Below are 15,898 nucleotides of genomic sequence, written 5' to 3' on the forward strand. Positions count from 1 at the left end.
CTCCCGAGGCATTCGCCGGGCGCGGTAAAGCCTGGCTGCGTCCATGGCAGCCACCGCTTTACCCGGCAGGGAAGTGTGTTAGAAGCGCGCTTTAGGCGTCGCGCAAGGGATCGGCCCGTCGCCGCCCAACGGTCGGAACGCCGACTGGTCGGCATCGTAGGCGCGGATTTCGCTGGTCTCGATGTTGTAGATCCAGCCATGGATATACAGCTGACCATTGGCCATGCGCGATGCCACGGAAGGGTGGGTACGCAAATGCTGCAGTTGGGCGATGACGTTTTCTTCGGTCAGCACCTTCATGCTCTCGCCTTCATTGGCACAGTCGCAGTTGTCTTCGACCATGGACTTGGCCACCTCAGCGTGTCGCAGCCAGGCCCTGACGGTTGGCATCTTCTCCAGGCTGGCGGGGTTGAGGACCGCACGCATAGCGCCGCAATCGGAGTGCCCGCAAACGATGATGTGCTGCACGCCCAGAGCAAGGACGGCGTACTCGATGGCCGTGGAAACACCGCCGTTCATCTGCCCATAAGGCGGTACGACGTTACCGACGTTACGCGTCACGAACAGATCGCCCGGGGAGCTTTGGGTGATCAGCTCAGGCACGATGCGCGAGTCGGCGCAGGTAATAAACATCGCCCGTGGGCTCTGGGCCGTGGCGAGTTTCTTGAAGAGTTCTTCCTGCTGCGGGAAGACGTCGTGATGGAAATGCAAAAAGCCGTCAACGATATGCTTTAGCGCTGCATCGGCGGTTTCCGCCACTGGAGAGGCAGAAGCCGACGCAGCCAACGGCTGTTTATCCTTGTCACTCATGATTCATCCTCTTGATTAATGCAGGGGAGTTTTCAGGTCAGTTCGACGCTTGGCCAGTGGAAAAGTTGTAAAACGCCAGGGGCCAGAGTGCCGACTCATCAGTCACTCGCTGAACAAGGTAACCGTCGAAACTTAACTCAAACTGAATGAACCGCTCTAGGACGCGGGTTTCAGTGATGTCAAAACGCGACTATCCCTACAAGAACAGGGCATTCCGCCCGTTCAGTCTACAACAAAGCCATCTGTCTGCCGGGTGGACAAAAGGCGCTGCAATCCAGGTTGAAGCCTTCTCGCCGGTTGAGCCCCAGGCGTTTGATCGCCTTGCTGAAGCGCTGGGCGAGCAAATCGGCAAACGGGCCTTCACCACGCATGCGCACACCAAAGCGGCTGTCATACACCTCACCACCGCGCACCTGGCGCACAAGGCTCATGACATGGGCCGCGCGTTGCGGGTAATGGGCCGCCAGCCACTCCTCGAACAATGGCGCCACCTCCAGGGGCAGGCGCAGCATCATGTACGCCGCACTTTGCGCACCCGCCGCGTGGGCTTCGGTCAACAGGCTTTCCAGCTCACTGTCGTTGATCATCGGAATCATCGGCGAACACAGCACACCCACCGGGATCCCCGCGTCGCGCATCACCCGGATCGCCCGCAACCGCGCCTTGGGCGCCGCCGTACGTGGCTCCAGGATGCGCTTGAGTTCGTCGTCCAGGCTGGTAAGGCTGATCATCACGGCCACCAGTCGCTGGCGGGCCAGTTCGGTGAGCAGGTCCAGATCGCGCAAAATCAGCGATCCTTTTGTGATGATCGTTACCGGGTGGCGATAGCGCAGCAGGACTTCCAGGGTTCGCCGGGTGATCTTGTACTCGCGCTCGATCGGCTGGTACGGGTCGGTATTGGAGCCCAGGTTGATCGGCGCACACACGTAGCCCGGCTTCGACAGTTGCTGTTCCAGCACATCGGCGGCATTGGTCTTGGCGATCAACCGGGTCTCGAAATCCAACCCCGGCGACATGTCCCAATAGGCATGGCTGGGCCGTGCATAGCAGTAGATACAGCCATGCTCGCAGCCACGGTAGGGGTTGATCGAGCGATCAAACGGCAAGTCCGGCGAGTTGTTGCGGGTGATGATGGTCTTGGCCGTCTCTATGCGCACTTCGGTGCCCTGGGTCGGCGGCACTTCCTGGAACCAGCCGTCATCCTCGACCACGCTGACCGTGGGCGAAAAGCGGTTATGCAGGTTGGTGGCCGTGCCCCGGCCTCGGGGTGGCAGCGGAGTAGACATGAAAGCGCCTCAATACTGTTTTTATATACAGTATCGAGGCGCAAGGTTTCTGACCAGTGCCGTTTGGCGGCCAGGGAAGGATCAGTGCTTTTGTGTTACCTGCCCCAAGTCATCGCCGGAGGTAGTGCGCATATCGTTCTTGCGCAGGTCCGCCACTTCGCTGGCGTCGACTGGCGCGCCCTTGTTGCCCCAACTGCCACGAATGAAACTGACCACATCGGCGACTTCCTGATCCGACAGGCGCCAGGCGAACGCCGGCATGGTGAAGGTGGATGGCGCCGTGTGGGTCGCCGGCAAGGTGCCGCCGTTCAACACGATGTTGACCAATGACGTGGCATCCGCCGTCTGCAGCACCGGGTTGCCCGCCAACGCCGGGAACACACGTGTATAACCATGGCCATCGGTACGGTGGCAGGCGGCGCAGTTGTCGATGTACACCGAGGCGCCACGCTGACTGTCATCGCCTTTCCACAGGGCATCCGCTGCCTGCTTGTCGTACTGGTGCGGCTGATCCTTGGGGTCCACCGCCGGCAGGCTCTTGAGGTAACGGGCGATCGCCGTCAGATCATTTTCCGACATGTACTGCATGCTATGGACGACAACATCGCTCATGCCGCCAAACACCGCGCTGCGATCACTGCGACCGGTCTTGAGGAATTGCACCAGTTGCTCCTCGCTCCAACTGCCCAGGCCGTCCTTGTGGTCACCGCGCAGGCTCTTGGCGATCCAGCCTTCCAGCGGCGCACTGCCGGACAGGAAAGCGTTGCCATCAGTGGCGCTCAGGGCTTTTTCCTGCATGGTCAACGCCCGTGGCGTATGGCACGCGCCGCAGTGACCGAGGCCTTCCACCAAATAGGCACCGCGGCTGATCACCGGGTCGGCAGTGGCTTGCGCCGGGTGCTCCTCGACAGCCGGCGCGAACATCCAGCGCCACGCCGCCAGCGGCCAACGCATGCTCAAGGGCCACGGAATATCGCTGTCCTTGTTCTCCTGGGCAACGGGCTCAACGCCCTTCATGAAGTACGTGTACAACGCCTTCATGTCGCTGTCGCTGACGCGAGCATATGACGGGTAGGGCATCGCTGGGTAAAGGGTACTACCGCTCTTGGCGACGCCATGGCGCACGGCCTTGTCGAAGTCTTCGAAGCTGTAGTCGCCCAGGCCGGTCTTGTCCGGAGTGATGTTGGTGGAATAGATCACGCCAATGGGGGTTTCCATTGGCAGGCCACCGGCGAAGGGCTTGCCACCCTTGGCAGTGTGGCAGGCCACGCAGTCACCGGCGCGTGCCAGGTATTCGCCTTGCTTGATCACGTCGGTTTCGGCGGCGCTCACTGAGCAACTGCTGAAAAGGGCGAAGGTGGCGATAACAAGTGCTTTCATGGTCATCGCTCCTTATGCCTGAACCAGTGGGCCGGGGTTTTTCAGGTACTGCTCGCGGATTGCCCGGGCCGACCAGTAGGTCAGCGCCGCCACCAGGCCGGTAGGGTTGTAGCCCAAGCCTTGTGGGAAAGCGGATGCGCCTGGGACAAACACGTTGTGCACATCCCAGCACTGCAGATAACGGTTCAGCGCGCTGGTTTTCGGGTCGGTGCCCATGATCGCGCCGCCGTTGAGGTGGGTGGTCTGGTAGGACGCTGTATTGAAGTGCTCACCGACCTTTTTGCCCAACACCGCAATCGCCTTGGGGTTCATCGCCTCGGCGACCTTGCCCATTTTCTCGACCATGAAGCGGTTCATCTTGATGTCGTTTTCCTGCCAGTCGAACGTCATGCGCAGCAACGGTAGGCCATAGGCATCGCGGTAAACCGGGTCCAGATCCAGGTAGTTGCCCCGGTAGGATTGATGGGCGCCATGGGCATCCATCGACACTTGGTGGGTGTAGTAATCGGCGGTGGCGCGCTTCCAGGCGCTGCCCCAGGCTGGAGTACCCGGCGGGTTCGAGGTGCCGGCAATAGGTCGGCTGCCAGCCTGGTTCACCCACATCGGCGAACCGCCCACAAAGCCGTGGGGCCCATGGTCGAAGTTGTCGGCGTTGAAGTCATCGATGGCCACGCCATTGCCGCCCGCACCGATGAAGTTGTTGGTGTGGGTGTCCTTGTCGAAGAACGCCTTGATGGTCGCCATGTTCTGGTAGGCGAAGTTCCTGCCCACCACGCCTTCATTGGTAATCGGGTCGTACGGCTTGCCGATACCGGAGAGCAGCATCAAACGCACGTTATGGAACTGGAACGCGCCGAGGATCACCAAGTCCGCCGGTTGCTCGCATTCGCGGCCCTGGGCGTCGATGTAGGTCACGCCGGTGGCTTTGCGCTTGGTGCTGTCGAGGTTGACCTTGAGCACGTGGGAATTGGGCCGCAGCTCAAAGTTCGGCACCTGGCGCAACGCCGGCAGGATATTCACGTTCGGCGAGGCTTTGGAATACATGTAGCACACGTAGCCACTGCAGAAGCCGCAGAAATTGCACGGGCCCATCTGCGCACCATAAGGGTTGGTGTAGGGCCCCGAGGTATTGGCTGACGGCAGGTTGTAAGGCTTATACCCGACGCTGGCCGCCGCTTTCTGAAACAGCTGTGCGGAGACGGTGTTCTTCTGCGCTTCCAATGGGAACGGGTTGGAGCGATCCGGTGCATAAGGGTTGCCGCCACGGCCTTCGCCGACCAACTGGCCCTTCACGGTCCAGGCTTGGCCGGACGTACCGAAGACTTTTTCCGCATAGTCGAAAAACGGCTCCAGCTCTTCATAGCTCACGCCGAAGTCCTGGATGGTCATGTCCTTGGGGATGAAGTTTTTCCCGTAGCGTTCCTCGTAGTGGCTGCGCATACGCAGTTCAATTGGATCGACACGGAAATGCACCCCCGACCAGTGCAGGCCCGCGCCGCCCACGCCGTTGCCCGGCAAGAACGCACCCAACTGACGGTTAGGCAGGGCAACATCATTCACGCTATGACGAATGGTCACCGTCTCCTTGGAGATGTCCTGAAAGAGCTTCTTACGCACGCTGTAGGTCAGTTCGTCGATGACCTGGGGATAGTTGCCGTCCGGGTATGTGTCCTGCATCGGGCCGCGCTCCAGCGCAACCACGTTGAGGCCCGCTTCCGTCAGTTCCTTGGCCATAATCGCGCCGGTCCAGCCGAAGCCTACGATCACTGCATCCACTTTCTTCATGATGGTCGCCACGCTTATGCCCTCTCGCCGCGGATTGAAACGGCCGGGAAGGGGTACTGCTCGTTGCGTTCCACCCAGTCCATGAAATCGGCGCGGGCGCCGGGGAAACCGATCATGGTCCAGCCGACCATGCCTTTGTTGCCGCCGTGGATCGGGTCGCAGAAGAACCCTTCCTTGGTGTTTTGCAGTAACAGGTTGAAGAAAATCTTCGGCGGCACCGCGTCAAAATGCGCGGTCACCTCACTGCCGCCGGCTTCGAGACGGTGCAACATATCGTCTCGGGTAGCGCTGTCTTGCGCAGCAAAAACCTTACCGTTGAACGCCTTCGACCAGGCATCCGTCGCGGCAATGCCCAGGCGATAGATGTCCTTGGGCACCAGTTTGCTCTGCCATCCCATTTCCGGCGGCGCGTCGGCGTTGAACGGGCCCTGCATGAACCACAACGCACCGCTGGCGTAAGGGGTATTCATCTGGCGGTCGATGTATTCCGGCGCACCCGCTTCCAGGGCACCCGGGCCTTGGGCATCGGCGGGGATCAAGCGCTCGACGGCGGCGTTGATAAACGCCCATTCCTCGGCGGTGAAGTACGTGGGCTCGTAGGCCTTTTCGCTCGCCACAGGCTTGGCGGGTGCCGCCTGGGCCGGCTCGGGCGTAGCCATCAGCATCGAACCGCCAAGGCCGGTGCTGGCAACCGTGACCACCGGGATCAAGGTCAAGGATTTGCGCAAAAAGTCACGCCGGGGGTTGTCTTGATCTTGATCAGACATGGTGGCACCTCATCATGTGGTCACGGGTTTATCAGCCGCTTCTGGGAGCGGCTTCTGATTTTTTCAGCAGCGAATTGGATCCAACCGACCCAAGGAGATAGAACGCAGCGGCAATCAATAGTTACAAATGATAGCAGGCTAAGGATGTAGAGAATCGATTCAGCGACCTAAGTCGAATAAATGCGGGCAAAAAAAGTGGGAGGAGGCTTGCTCCCGATGGCGGTTTATCAATGCCAATAGGCTGGCTGATAAACCACCATCAGGGGCAAGCCCCCTCCCACATTAGGTCTGCGTACGCTGGCTAGTCTTTTTTCAGCTTCGGATTAGGAAAGAACTGCACCGCCTGCACTTTTGGGTCCGCAGGGGCTTTCAACGCCGAGGTATTCACCCGGGTGCCCAATTCCTTGGGCACCGACAGACCCTGGTCATTCAAGGTGTCGGTGTAACCGCACGCCACGCACTCACGGTGTGGCACGTTGTCTTCGGTCCACATCTTCAGCTTGTCCGGCTCACTGCACGCCGGGCAGACCGCCCCGGCGATAAATTGCTTTTTGGTAATCACAGGCCCTTCACTCATGCTGCCGCGTCCTCACTCAGGCCGCTGTGGCGCAAGAGTGCGTCAATCGACGGCGCACGTCCGCGGAAGTCGACGAACAGCACCATTGGCGCCTGGGAGCCGCCACGCGCGAGGATGGCTTCGCGGAAGGCGCGGCCGGTTTCGGCATTGAGCACGCCGTCTTCCTCGAACTTGGAGAAGGCATCTGCCGACAGCACTTCAGCCCACTTGTAGCTGTAGTAACCCGCGGCGTAACCGCCCGCAAAGATGTGAGCAAAGCTGTTGGGGAAGCGATTGTAGGCCGGCGGACGCATCACCGACACCTCATCGCGCACGCCTTCCAGCACCTGCGCCACACTGCGGCCATCACCGTGAGTGGCATGCAGTTCGAAGTCGAACAGCGAGAATTCCAGCTGGCGCACCATCATCAGGCCGGACTGGAAATTCTTCGCCGCGAGCATTTTTTCCAGCAGATCCTGTGGCAATGGCTCGCCGGTTTCATAGTGACCGGAGATCAACGCCAGGCCTTCGGGCTCCCAGCACCAGTTCTCCATGAACTGGCTCGGCAGCTCCACCGCATCCCAGGCCACGCCGTTGATGCCGGACACGCCAGCGTGTTCAACGCGGGTCAGCAGGTGATGCAGGCCGTGGCCGAATTCGTGGAACAGCGTGGTGACTTCATCGTGGGTCAGCAGGGCAGGCTTGCCGCTGTCAGCCGGGGTGAAGTTGCACACCAGGTTGGCCACCGGGCTTTGCAGTACACCGTCGATCGTGCGGCGACGGTCGCGGGCGCCGTCCATCCATGCACCGCCACGCTTGTTGGCGCGGGCGTAGAGGTCGAAGAAGAAGCGACCGACATGCTGGCCGTTTTCCTTGATTTCAAACAGGCGGACATCCGGGTGCCAGGTGTCGAAGCCTTTCTGCTCGGCGATCTCGATGCCGTACAGGCGCTGCACAATGGCGAACAGGCCGCCCAGCACTTTGTCGATCGGGAAGTAGGCGCGCAGGGCTTCCTGGGAGACGCTGTAGCGCTGCTCACGGAGTTTCTCGCCGTAGAAACCGCTGTCCCAGCTTTGCAGGTCGGCGCAGCCTTGTTCGGCGGCGTAGGCCTTGAGCTGTTGCAGGTCCTGGACGGCAAACGGCTTGCTGCGCTTGGCCAGGTCGCGCAGGAAGGTCAGCACCTGGTCACTGGACTCGGCCATCTTGGTCGCCAGGCTCAGTTCGGAGAACGACGCGTAACCGAGCAACTGGGCCAGCTCCTGACGCAGGTCGAGGATCTGTTCCATCACCGGGCCGTTATCGTTCTGACCGGCATTCGGGCCTTGGTCCGACGCTCGGGTGCAGTAGGCCGCGTAGACCTCTTCACGCAGGGCACGATCCTGGGCGTAGGTCATCACCGCGTAGTAGCTCGGGAATTCCAGGGTGATCAGCCAGCCGTCGAGGCCTTTGGCCTGGGCAGCGGCAGCCATCTGCGCCTTGGCCGAGTCGGTCAGGCCGGCGAGGGTGGCCTCATCAGTCACGTGTTTGGTCCAGGCCTGGGTGGCGTCCAGCAACTGGTTGGAAAATTTGCTGCCCAACTCGGACAGTTTGCTCTGCACTTCGGCGTAGCGCTTTTGCTGCTCGGGCGGCAGATCGATACCCGATAGGCGGAAGTCACGCAGCGAGTGTTCCAGGATAGTTTTCTGCGCCACATCGAAACCGGCGGCTTCCGGGCTGTTGGCCAGGGCTTCGAAGGCCTGGAACAGCGCGCGGTTCTGGCCCATCTCGGTGGAGTAGGCGCTCAACGCCGGCAGGCAACTTTCGTAGGCTTCGCGCAGTTCAGCGCTGTTGCACACGGCGTTGAGGTGGCTGACCGGGCTCCAGGCAGCACCGAGGCGGTCATTCAGTTCGTCCATGGCCAGGACCAGGCCGGCCCACGTCGGATTTTTACCCTGGCTGTGCAGGATGCCTTCGATGGCAACGCGGTTGTCGGCGAGGATCTGTTCAATGGCCGGCTGGACGTGCTCGGCACGGATCGCCGAGAACGGCGGCAGGTCGTAGGACTGCAGAAGAGGGTTGTTCGCGCTCACGGTTGGCACCTTGGCTGAAGAAACATGTAAGAACAAAGATGGGGCCATCTTAATTACAATCAACGTCCACCGCAGCTATCAGCAGAAGAGAGAGAGGCTATCGTGACCCTTCGCACCTATCAGAACCACACGCCAGCCCTGGGCGCCGGGGCTTTTGTCGATATCTCGGCGGTGGTGATCGGCGACGTCGAAATCGGCGCCGACAGCTCGGTCTGGCCGCTGACCGTGATCCGCGGCGACATGCACCGCATCCGCATCGGTGCGCGCACCAGCGTGCAGGACGGCTGCGTGCTGCACATCACCCATGCCGGTCCTTTTAACCCGGACGGCTTCCCGCTGTTGATCGGCGACGACGTGACCATCGCCCACAAAGTCATGCTGCATGGCTGCACCGTGGGCAACCGCATCCTGATCGGCATGGGCAGCATCGTGATGGACGGCGCCGTGGTGGAAGACGACGTGATCATCGGCGCTGGCAGCCTGGTGCCGCCAGGCAAGAAACTCGAAAGCGGCTTCTTGTACGTGGGCAGCCCGGTTAAACAAATCCGCCCACTGACTGACAAGGAGCGCGCCTTTTTCACCTACAGCGCCGCGAACTACGTGAAGCTCAAAGACCTGCACCTGGCTGAAGGATTCGACCGATGACCCTGCACTACCAAACCGTGCTGTTCGACCTGGACGGCACCCTCACCGACCCGCGCGAAGGCATCACCCGCTCGATCCAGTACGCCCTCGGCAAACTCGGCATTGATGAGCCGGACCTGACCAAGCTGGAACACTTCATCGGCCCACCCTTGCTGCAAGCCTTCATGCAGTTCTACGGCTTTGACGAGGCCAAGGCCTGGGAAGCGGTGAATTTCTATCGCGAGCGCTTCAAGGTCACCGGCCTGTATGAAAACCGTGTGTTCGACGGCGTGATGCCGCTGTTGGAAGACCTGAGCGGCCAAGGTCGCCAGCTGTACGTGGCGACGTCCAAGCCGTGGGTATTTGCCCGCGAGATCGCTCGGCATTTCGATTTCGCCAAGCACTTCAAGGTGATCTACGGCAGCGAATTGGATGGCACACGCACCAATAAGGTCGAGCTGATTGCCCATTTGATCAACGAAGAGCATCTGGACCCTGCCACCACCCTGATGATTGGTGACCGCAAGCATGACCTGATCGGTGCGCGCAGCAATGGGCTGGATTCGGCAGCGGTGGGGTATGGGTTCGGCAGCTTTGAAGAATTGAATGCCGAGGCGCCGACTTGGCATTTTGAGACATTGGCGCAGATGCACCAGGCATTTTTGCAGCGGCCTTAAAATAGCTATCGCAGGCAAGCCAGCTCCCACAGTTGAAAGCGTTCTCATGTTGAAAATCGGTCAACTGTGGGAGCTGGTTTGCCTGCGATGGCCCTAAAGGCCACCACCTTGCAAGTGCCTCAACGCCGCCTTGCGCTGCTCCACCGGCAACCCTCCCAACCGTTCCACCGCCGCATAAAACCTCACCCAATCCCCACCTTCCTGCGCAAACAACGCCGCAAACGCCGGCACCCACTGGTCGTACAGCCCAAATGGCAACAGCCGCGCATTGTTCATGGGCTGGTTGATCCAGGCGTCATAACGTTTATCGCCGCCCCATTGGCTGTCGCGCAGTTGCCGGTAATCGCTGCGCAAACGCTCGAATTGCGCCGCCTTGGCCTGACGCATCGCATCCTCAGCCAAGGGTTGGGCGTAGAGCGTTTGCAAGCGTTGACGGGTATCGAGGACCAACTGGATAAACTGGTCACGCTGTTTGGACGTGGACAAGCTATCAGGCGCCAGCCCCCGCGCAGCGCGCCATTGGCGTGTACCTTCCTGCTCGACGAAATTGGCAAACGACTCGTTGAACTCGGTGTCGTCCTTCACATAGAAACGCTGGTGCGCCAGCTCATGGAAGATCAGCGTGGCCAGGCGTTCATCGCCCCAGTTCATCATTGAATTCATGATCGGGTCGTTGAACCAACCCAAGGTGGAATACGCCTCGACGCCGCCTATCGAGACGTCCATGCCCTGCTGCTTCAGCAACGCAGCCTCGCCACGCGCCGCGCCCTGGTTGTAATAGCCGCGATAGGCCACACAGCCGGCGATGGGGAAGCAATGGGTTTCGGGGGACAAGGAAAATTCCTGCGTGGCAAAGACGTTCCAGACCACATAGGGCCGGCCGATGTCGGCGTACAACCTGTAACTCTGGTTGTCAGGCAGGTGCAGGTGTTCACTGGCGAACGTGCGCGCCTTTTGCGATTGCACCAGGTGCTCGCGCAATAAGGCAGGGCGGGAGGGGTCGGCAATCACCTGAGCCACCGGCTCCCTGGCCCGCAGCAACTGCCACTGACCGCTGGCCAATTGACCGTAGTAACTGACACTGGAGCAGCCGCTGAGCAGCACAACCATCAACCCTGGAAGAAAACGCCTGACCATGCCCCGACCACTCCTGGGTAATTTGCTCGCCAGACTATCGTGCCTGCGCGGAATTTTTCCACGGCATGACGTGTTTATACTCATAGGGAGCCTGCTGCCGTCGGCGCCGGGCTCCATTCTCTCCTTTCATCGAGTGCCTGCCATGCGTCAGCTCTTGTTTCCCGTCGCCGCCTTGTTCCTCAGTGCCTGCACGACTACCCCCGTTCCACCGGCGGATCCGCAGCAAGCCTGGGTCGATTTCACCACGCCAACGCCGGGCTCCAAGCTGGTGATGGCGCAGCGTCTGGACGGCAAGAACCTGGATGACGGACGTTTCTTCCAATTTCCGCCCGGCCATCACGAATTGATGGTGCGCTTCGACTTTGAAGTCCCGGCGGGTGGCGGTTTGGGTGGGCTGAGCCAGATGATGTACCGCACCTGCTTCATGACCCTGGAATACGACCACTTCCAGGCCGGCCAGCGCTATGTGCTGGAAGGGCGCTCGTTGGCCTTCACACCCAATATCCGGTTGTATGACTCGGCGCGTCAGTTGCTCGCGGAGGAACGCAGCGTCAACTGCATCTGATCAGTCGTTGTTCTTCTGGTAGACGATGGCCTTGGTGCCATTCTCACAGCTGCCGACAACCATGGCGCTGTCGTGCTTGTCGGCTTCTTCCTTGCTGACGATCTCCAGGGTGTAGGACGGAACCGCATTAGCCTGGATCTTGACCTCGATCTCTTTCCTGAGCTCTTCGCAGTCTTTTGGTGCGGCCACAGCCGATGTGGCCAATACACCGCAGATGATCGCCAAGGCAAAACGTTTCATGTTTGAAGCTCCCTAAATGCATTGCGCACGGGTGTGCGGCTAAGGCTGCATAGGCTATAGGACCACATCGGTGAAACACGAGTTCTGATTTAACGCATAACTAAATGTCGGAACGACCTCTGTGGGAGCCGCGCTTGCCCGCGATACAGTTGCCTCGGCTTCGCAGTGACTCCGAGGTAATGCTTCCGCAGGCAAGCCAGCTCACACAGAAGCCGGCTGCTACAGGTTTAGCGGTGTCAGTTTACAAGCGTGGCATCCAGGCTGATTTTTGCATTCAGCACCTTGGACACCGGGCACCCTTCCTTGGCCTTTTTGCTCAACTCATCGAACTGCGCCTGGCTTGCGCCCGGAATCTTGGCCTTGAGGATCAAGTGCACGGCGGTGATCGCAAAACCACCGTCGACCTGGTCCAGGGTCACTTCGGCCTGGGTGTCGATGCTGTCAGCCTTGAGCCCGGCATCGCCGAGAATCATGGAGAAGGCCATGGAGAAACAGCCGGCGTGGGCCGCTCCGATCAGTTCTTCCGGGTTGGTGCCCTTGCCACCCTCGAAACGCGCCTTGAAGCCGTAGGGCGCTTCACGTAGCACGCCGGTTTCCGTGGAAATGGAACCCAGGCCAGTCTTCAGGTCACCTTCCCAATGCGCGGATGCTTTTTTCACGATACTCATAGCGGTCTCCTCGAACGGTGGTTTTGCGTCAGTAAGGGTTCTGAGAGTAGTCGGACTGGCAAAGTTCATCCTGTCGGAGAAACCTAGCAATACAGTAGGAATTTTCCTAGCGTGCTATTGAATCTCGGGTATATGCCCTCATTGCATAGGTATGCACATGAAGCGGCAGGTTTTGGTTCGTCTATAAAGCCTGCGGCCCCCTTGGAGAAGCAGGCTTATGAAATCGCTGTCCGACGTAAAGTTCTCGACCCTCGACCTGGTGCCCGTGCGGGCCAATGGCAGTCCGGCGCAGTCGCTGCGCAATTCCCTGGACCTGGCCCAACATGTGGAAAAGTTCGGCTACAACCGTTTCTGGGTGGCCGAACACCACAACATGGACGGCATCGCCAGCTCCGCGACTTCGGTGCTGCTGGGATACCTGGCCGGTGGCACTTCGACCATTCGCGTCGGTTCCGGCGGCGTGATGCTGCCCAACCACGCGCCCCTGGTGATCGCCGAGCAGTTCGGCACCCTGGAGAGTCTCTACCCTGGCCGTATCGACCTGGGCCTGGGCCGTGCGCCCGGCTCTGACCAAATGACCGCCCGCGCCCTACGCCGCGAGCGTTCCGGCAGCGCCGATGAATTCCCGGAAGATGTCGCCGAGCTGATGGCCTACCTCGGCCCACGCACGCCCGATCAACGGATCATTGCCGTACCGGGTACCGGCACCAATGTGCCCGTGTGGCTGCTGGGCTCCAGTCTGTTCAGCGCACAGCTGGCTGGCGAGCGCGGCTTGCCCTACGCCTTCGCTTCGCACTTCGCACCCCGCCTGATGCATGAGGCGATTCGCGTGTACCGCAACCACTTCAAGCCATCAGCCGTGCTGGACAAACCCTACGTGATGCTCGGCATTCCGTTGGTGGCGGCGGACACCGATGAACAGGCCGACTACCTGGCCACCTCCGTGTATCAACGCATTCTGGCGCTGATGCGCGGGCAAAGCCTGGTGCAGCGCCCACCGGTCAAAACCATGGACGGCCTGTGGCTGCCCCATGAAAAAGACGCAGTGGGTAGCTTCCTCGGCCTGGCCATGGTCGGTAGCCCGGCGAAGATCCGCGCCAAACTGGAAGTGCTGATCGAGCAGACCGGCGCTGATGAGCTGATCTTTACCTGCGACCTGTACGAACACGCCGACCGGATTCATTCCTACGAGTTACTGGCGCAGTTGATGAAGGGCTAAAACCTTCAGGCGAAAAAAAACCGACGCACTTGCGTCGGTTTTTTATGTCTGCAACACGGGATTAACCGCGCTTGTAGGCAATTTCCTTGGTACCACCTTCGCAGCTGCCGACCACTGTGTGATCGCTCGGCGCAGCGCCTTTTTCCACCACTTCCAGCGAATAACCCGAAGCGCCCTTGGCGTCGATTTTCGCTGCAATTTCGCTTTTCAGCTCTTCACAAGGCTTGCCCGCCGCCAGGGCTGTGCCTGCAATGCTCAACAAACCTACCGCTAACAGGAACTTCTTCATCCGTTACTTTCCTTGCGCTGATCTAATAGAGCGTGCCGACGCGCGTGGCGTCGGCACCCATTGGTTGTAGCGCAGGTTATGGCAATCGGCCAGTCGGCAAGTTCAACCGAGGTGATCAACTACTGGCAATACGGAACCCCACTTTGAGGGTGACTTGGAAGTGCGCCGCCTTGCCGTCCTTGATGTGACCACGGGTTTCAGTCACCTCGAACCATTCCAGGTGCTTGATGCTTTTGTTGGCCTCGGCCAAGGCATTGTTGATCGCGTCTTCAATGCTGGTGGCGGACGAGCCGACCAATTCGACTTTCTTGTAGGTGTGATGATCACTCATGGCAATTCTCCTAAGGGTCGTTAAGCAAGCGTAGCAGTCAATGTTCGTACTGCTTCTGGCGACCATTCCTACCCGAAAGTTCAGATTTACTGCACTTTCTGAAACGGCCGCAGTCGGTATCTACACACGCCACTCAATCATTTCAGGAGAGTCCACATGGCCAACACTTCTTTACGCAAAGCGTCGCTGGAAAGCATGGAAGCCGAGATTTCGAGCCTGCTCAAGTCCCTTGAGAGCCTCAAGGACGATGCGTCCGACGAGTCGCGCAAAACGCTGAAGGCCCTGAAAAGCAATGCCGAGAATGCCCTCAAGCACTCCCGTCATCTGATCAGCGATGCCTACGAAGAAAGCAAAGTCAAAATCCGCGAAACCGGTGTTGCAACCCGCGATTACGCACAAGAGCACCCATGGACCACAGCCGGCGTCGCTGTCGGTGCACTGGGCCTGCTGGCAGCCTACCTGCTGTGCAAACGCGGTGACTGATAGTTTTACCGGCCAGGCTGGCGCAACAGCTCAGCCTTGAGCCACTGCGCCAGTTGCCCGGCGCGCCCGTCTGCGGCGCGCTTGGGTAGCCACAACGCCAGGTGCGCCGGGGTTTTGCTGAAACCCCACGGCGCCACCAGGCGACCCGCGCGCAGGTCCTCTGCCACTAGCGGTTCTGGCGCAATCGCTACACCCAATCCTGCTACCGCTGCCTCCAGCAAATAATACAAATGCTCAAACCCCTGGCCGTGTTTCAACGCGTCGGGCGCGATGCCGTGTTGCTGCGCCCAACTGGGCCAGGCTTGCGGGCGAGACGTAGTGTGTAACAACGCTTCATCACACAAGGCCTGGGCGGGTGCCTGGCGCAAGCGCTCGTAGCCGGCAAACCGTGGGCTCATCACCGGGCCGATGCGTTCACTGGCCAATTCATACACCTGCATGTCGGCGGGCCAGGGTGGCTCGGCAAACACCAGCAGGGCATCCAGTCCTGGACGGCGAGGATCGAGATCACCGTCACCTGCCGACAGGTGCAGGCGCAGGTCCGGCAGGTCCGCGTTCAAACGGCCCAGGCGCGGGATCAACCAACGCGCCAGCAAACTGCCCGAACAGCCAAGCACGAAAGGTGCATCGGCACCGGCCTGGGTCAGCTCTGCACACACATCCCGCAACCGCTCGAACGCTTCGGCACTGGCATCGCGCAGGCGAACACCGGAATCTGTGAGTTTAAGGCCGCGTCCATCCTTGACGAACAAACTCACCCCCAAGTGCTCCTCCAGCACCTTCAACTGTCGGCTGACGGCGCCGTGGGTCACGTTCAACTGCTCGGCGGCCTGGCTGACGCTGTTCAGCCGCGCGGTGGCTTCAAAAGCGCGCAAGGCATTGAGGGGAGGAAGGTCTCGGCTCATCTGTGAGTTTTCCTGACAGGTTTCGGCGATCTTATCGGTTTTCAGCACCGCATGTGAGGGGTAGAGTGGCCGTCATTGCCTCTCACACGAATTATTTCCTGGAGCGC

Annotated in this window: 18 protein-coding genes; 5 read left to right on the forward strand and 13 right to left on the reverse strand. The window is 60.1% G+C overall.

Features of this window, described 5'->3' with window-relative positions:
• Positions 1-78: 78 nt before the first annotated feature.
• The 7 genes from KHP07_RS09435 to prlC all read right to left on the reverse strand — a co-directional run bounded on the left by KHP07_RS09435 (position 79) and on the right by prlC (position 8,653).
• Positions 79-810, reverse strand: a complete 732-nt coding sequence (locus tag KHP07_RS09435) for a carbonic anhydrase (RefSeq protein WP_078046236.1) — start codon at positions 808-810, stop codon at positions 79-81.
• A gap of 227 nt (positions 811-1,037) precedes the next feature.
• Positions 1,038-2,096 (reverse strand): PA0069 family radical SAM protein, encoded by a 1,059-nt coding sequence (locus KHP07_RS09440; RefSeq protein WP_078046235.1) that lies wholly within the window; start codon positions 2,094-2,096, stop codon positions 1,038-1,040.
• Between the two features lie 81 nt (positions 2,097-2,177).
• On the reverse strand, positions 2,178-3,476 hold the full coding sequence (locus KHP07_RS09445) for a cytochrome c (RefSeq protein WP_214497100.1): 1,299 nt from the start codon (positions 3,474-3,476) through the stop codon (positions 2,178-2,180).
• Positions 3,477-3,488: 12 nt separating this feature from the next.
• The gene (locus KHP07_RS09450; RefSeq protein WP_078046233.1) at positions 3,489-5,273 is read right to left on the reverse strand and encodes a GMC family oxidoreductase; all 1,785 of its coding nucleotides are present in this window, start codon (positions 5,271-5,273) and stop codon (positions 3,489-3,491) included.
• Between the two features lie 2 nt (positions 5,274-5,275).
• Positions 5,276-6,028, reverse strand: coding sequence for a gluconate 2-dehydrogenase subunit 3 family protein (locus tag KHP07_RS09455; protein ID WP_078046232.1), 753 nt, complete (start codon positions 6,026-6,028; stop codon positions 5,276-5,278).
• 301 nt (positions 6,029-6,329) lie between these two features.
• On the reverse strand, positions 6,330-6,605 hold the full coding sequence (locus KHP07_RS09460) for a YheV family putative zinc ribbon protein (protein WP_010207776.1): 276 nt from the start codon (positions 6,603-6,605) through the stop codon (positions 6,330-6,332).
• Positions 6,602-8,653 (reverse strand): oligopeptidase A, encoded by a 2,052-nt coding sequence (prlC, locus tag KHP07_RS09465; RefSeq protein ID WP_352152398.1) that lies wholly within the window; start codon positions 8,651-8,653, stop codon positions 6,602-6,604. Before prlC ends, KHP07_RS09460 begins: the two co-directional genes overlap by 4 nt.
• A gap of 102 nt (positions 8,654-8,755) precedes the next feature.
• Between prlC and KHP07_RS09470 the strand changes: the two genes are divergently transcribed.
• Together KHP07_RS09470 and KHP07_RS09475 are read left to right on the forward strand one after the other, a co-directional pair.
• Entirely contained in the window at positions 8,756-9,298 is a 543-nt protein-coding gene (locus KHP07_RS09470; protein ID WP_016978759.1) for a gamma carbonic anhydrase family protein, read from the forward strand.
• A complete protein-coding gene (locus KHP07_RS09475; protein WP_078046229.1) occupies positions 9,295-9,954 on the forward strand; it encodes an HAD family hydrolase in 660 nt (219 codons plus the stop codon). Before KHP07_RS09470 ends, KHP07_RS09475 begins: the two co-directional genes overlap by 4 nt.
• 93 nt (positions 9,955-10,047) lie before the next feature.
• Here the strand turns inward: KHP07_RS09475 and KHP07_RS09480 are convergent, their stop codons facing one another.
• Positions 10,048-11,091, reverse strand: a complete 1,044-nt coding sequence (locus KHP07_RS09480) for an aminopeptidase (protein ID WP_214497102.1) — start codon at positions 11,089-11,091, stop codon at positions 10,048-10,050.
• Between the two features lie 142 nt (positions 11,092-11,233).
• On the opposite strand from KHP07_RS09480, the gene KHP07_RS09485 reads away from it, so the two are divergent.
• Entirely contained in the window at positions 11,234-11,656 is a 423-nt protein-coding gene (locus tag KHP07_RS09485) for a PA0061/PA0062 family lipoprotein (protein ID WP_078046227.1), read from the forward strand.
• Here the strand turns inward: KHP07_RS09485 and KHP07_RS09490 are convergent, their stop codons facing one another.
• Entirely contained in the window at positions 11,657-11,896 is a 240-nt protein-coding gene (locus KHP07_RS09490) for a DUF1161 domain-containing protein (RefSeq protein WP_010207769.1), read from the reverse strand. It lies immediately after the preceding gene.
• 236 nt (positions 11,897-12,132) lie between these two features.
• Complete coding sequence (locus KHP07_RS09495; protein WP_010207768.1) at positions 12,133-12,564, reverse strand: OsmC family protein; 432 nt, start codon at positions 12,562-12,564, stop codon at positions 12,133-12,135.
• A gap of 217 nt (positions 12,565-12,781) precedes the next feature.
• On the opposite strand from KHP07_RS09495, the gene KHP07_RS09500 reads away from it, so the two are divergent.
• Positions 12,782-13,783 (forward strand): LLM class flavin-dependent oxidoreductase, encoded by a 1,002-nt coding sequence (locus tag KHP07_RS09500; protein ID WP_099493303.1) that lies wholly within the window; start codon positions 12,782-12,784, stop codon positions 13,781-13,783.
• A gap of 61 nt (positions 13,784-13,844) precedes the next feature.
• Here the strand turns inward: KHP07_RS09500 and KHP07_RS09505 are convergent, their stop codons facing one another.
• Both KHP07_RS09505 and KHP07_RS09510 read right to left on the reverse strand, forming a co-directional pair.
• On the reverse strand, positions 13,845-14,072 hold the full coding sequence (locus KHP07_RS09505) for a DUF1161 domain-containing protein (RefSeq protein WP_078046225.1): 228 nt from the start codon (positions 14,070-14,072) through the stop codon (positions 13,845-13,847).
• 115 nt (positions 14,073-14,187) lie between these two features.
• Positions 14,188-14,403 carry a dodecin gene (locus tag KHP07_RS09510; RefSeq protein WP_003187305.1) on the reverse strand — a complete coding sequence of 72 codons (216 nt, stop codon included), beginning with the start codon at positions 14,401-14,403 and terminating at the stop codon, positions 14,188-14,190.
• A gap of 156 nt (positions 14,404-14,559) precedes the next feature.
• Here KHP07_RS09510 and KHP07_RS09515 point away from each other — a divergent pair, with 156 nt between their 5' ends.
• A complete protein-coding gene (locus tag KHP07_RS09515; RefSeq protein ID WP_003170746.1) occupies positions 14,560-14,886 on the forward strand; it encodes an ElaB/YgaM/YqjD family protein in 327 nt (108 codons plus the stop codon).
• A gap of 5 nt (positions 14,887-14,891) precedes the next feature.
• On the opposite strand, the gene KHP07_RS09520 is transcribed toward KHP07_RS09515, so the two are convergent.
• On the reverse strand, positions 14,892-15,791 hold the full coding sequence (locus KHP07_RS09520) for a LysR family transcriptional regulator (RefSeq protein WP_214497103.1): 900 nt from the start codon (positions 15,789-15,791) through the stop codon (positions 14,892-14,894).
• Between the last annotated feature and the right edge of the window lie 107 nt (positions 15,792-15,898).

The organism is Pseudomonas sp. VS40, from assembly GCF_018587885.1.
Taxonomy (GTDB): domain Bacteria; phylum Pseudomonadota; class Gammaproteobacteria; order Pseudomonadales; family Pseudomonadaceae; genus Aquipseudomonas; species Aquipseudomonas pergaminensis.

Coding starts and splice junctions, on each gene's coding strand:
- KHP07_RS09435 (WP_078046236.1), bottom strand. CDS start 810: ATGAGTGACAAGGATAAACAGCCGTTGGCTGCGTCGGCTTCTGCCTCT.
- KHP07_RS09440 (WP_078046235.1), bottom strand. CDS start 2,096: ATGTCTACTCCGCTGCCACCCCGAGGCCGGGGCACGGCCACCAACCTG.
- KHP07_RS09445 (WP_214497100.1), bottom strand. CDS start 3,476: ATGAAAGCACTTGTTATCGCCACCTTCGCCCTTTTCAGCAGTTGCTCA.
- KHP07_RS09455 (WP_078046232.1), bottom strand. CDS start 6,028: ATGTCTGATCAAGATCAAGACAACCCCCGGCGTGACTTTTTGCGCAAA.
- KHP07_RS09460 (WP_010207776.1), bottom strand. CDS start 6,605: ATGAGTGAAGGGCCTGTGATTACCAAAAAGCAATTTATCGCCGGGGCG.
- KHP07_RS09475 (WP_078046229.1), top strand. CDS start 9,295: ATGACCCTGCACTACCAAACCGTGCTGTTCGACCTGGACGGCACCCTC.
- KHP07_RS09480 (WP_214497102.1), bottom strand. CDS start 11,091: ATGGTCAGGCGTTTTCTTCCAGGGTTGATGGTTGTGCTGCTCAGCGGC.
- KHP07_RS09485 (WP_078046227.1), top strand. CDS start 11,234: ATGCGTCAGCTCTTGTTTCCCGTCGCCGCCTTGTTCCTCAGTGCCTGC.
- KHP07_RS09490 (WP_010207769.1), bottom strand. CDS start 11,896: ATGAAACGTTTTGCCTTGGCGATCATCTGCGGTGTATTGGCCACATCG.
- KHP07_RS09495 (WP_010207768.1), bottom strand. CDS start 12,564: ATGAGTATCGTGAAAAAAGCATCCGCGCATTGGGAAGGTGACCTGAAG.
- KHP07_RS09500 (WP_099493303.1), top strand. CDS start 12,782: ATGAAATCGCTGTCCGACGTAAAGTTCTCGACCCTCGACCTGGTGCCC.
- KHP07_RS09505 (WP_078046225.1), bottom strand. CDS start 14,072: ATGAAGAAGTTCCTGTTAGCGGTAGGTTTGTTGAGCATTGCAGGCACA.
- KHP07_RS09510 (WP_003187305.1), bottom strand. CDS start 14,403: ATGAGTGATCATCACACCTACAAGAAAGTCGAATTGGTCGGCTCGTCC.
- KHP07_RS09515 (WP_003170746.1), top strand. CDS start 14,560: ATGGCCAACACTTCTTTACGCAAAGCGTCGCTGGAAAGCATGGAAGCC.
- KHP07_RS09520 (WP_214497103.1), bottom strand. CDS start 15,791: ATGAGCCGAGACCTTCCTCCCCTCAATGCCTTGCGCGCTTTTGAAGCC.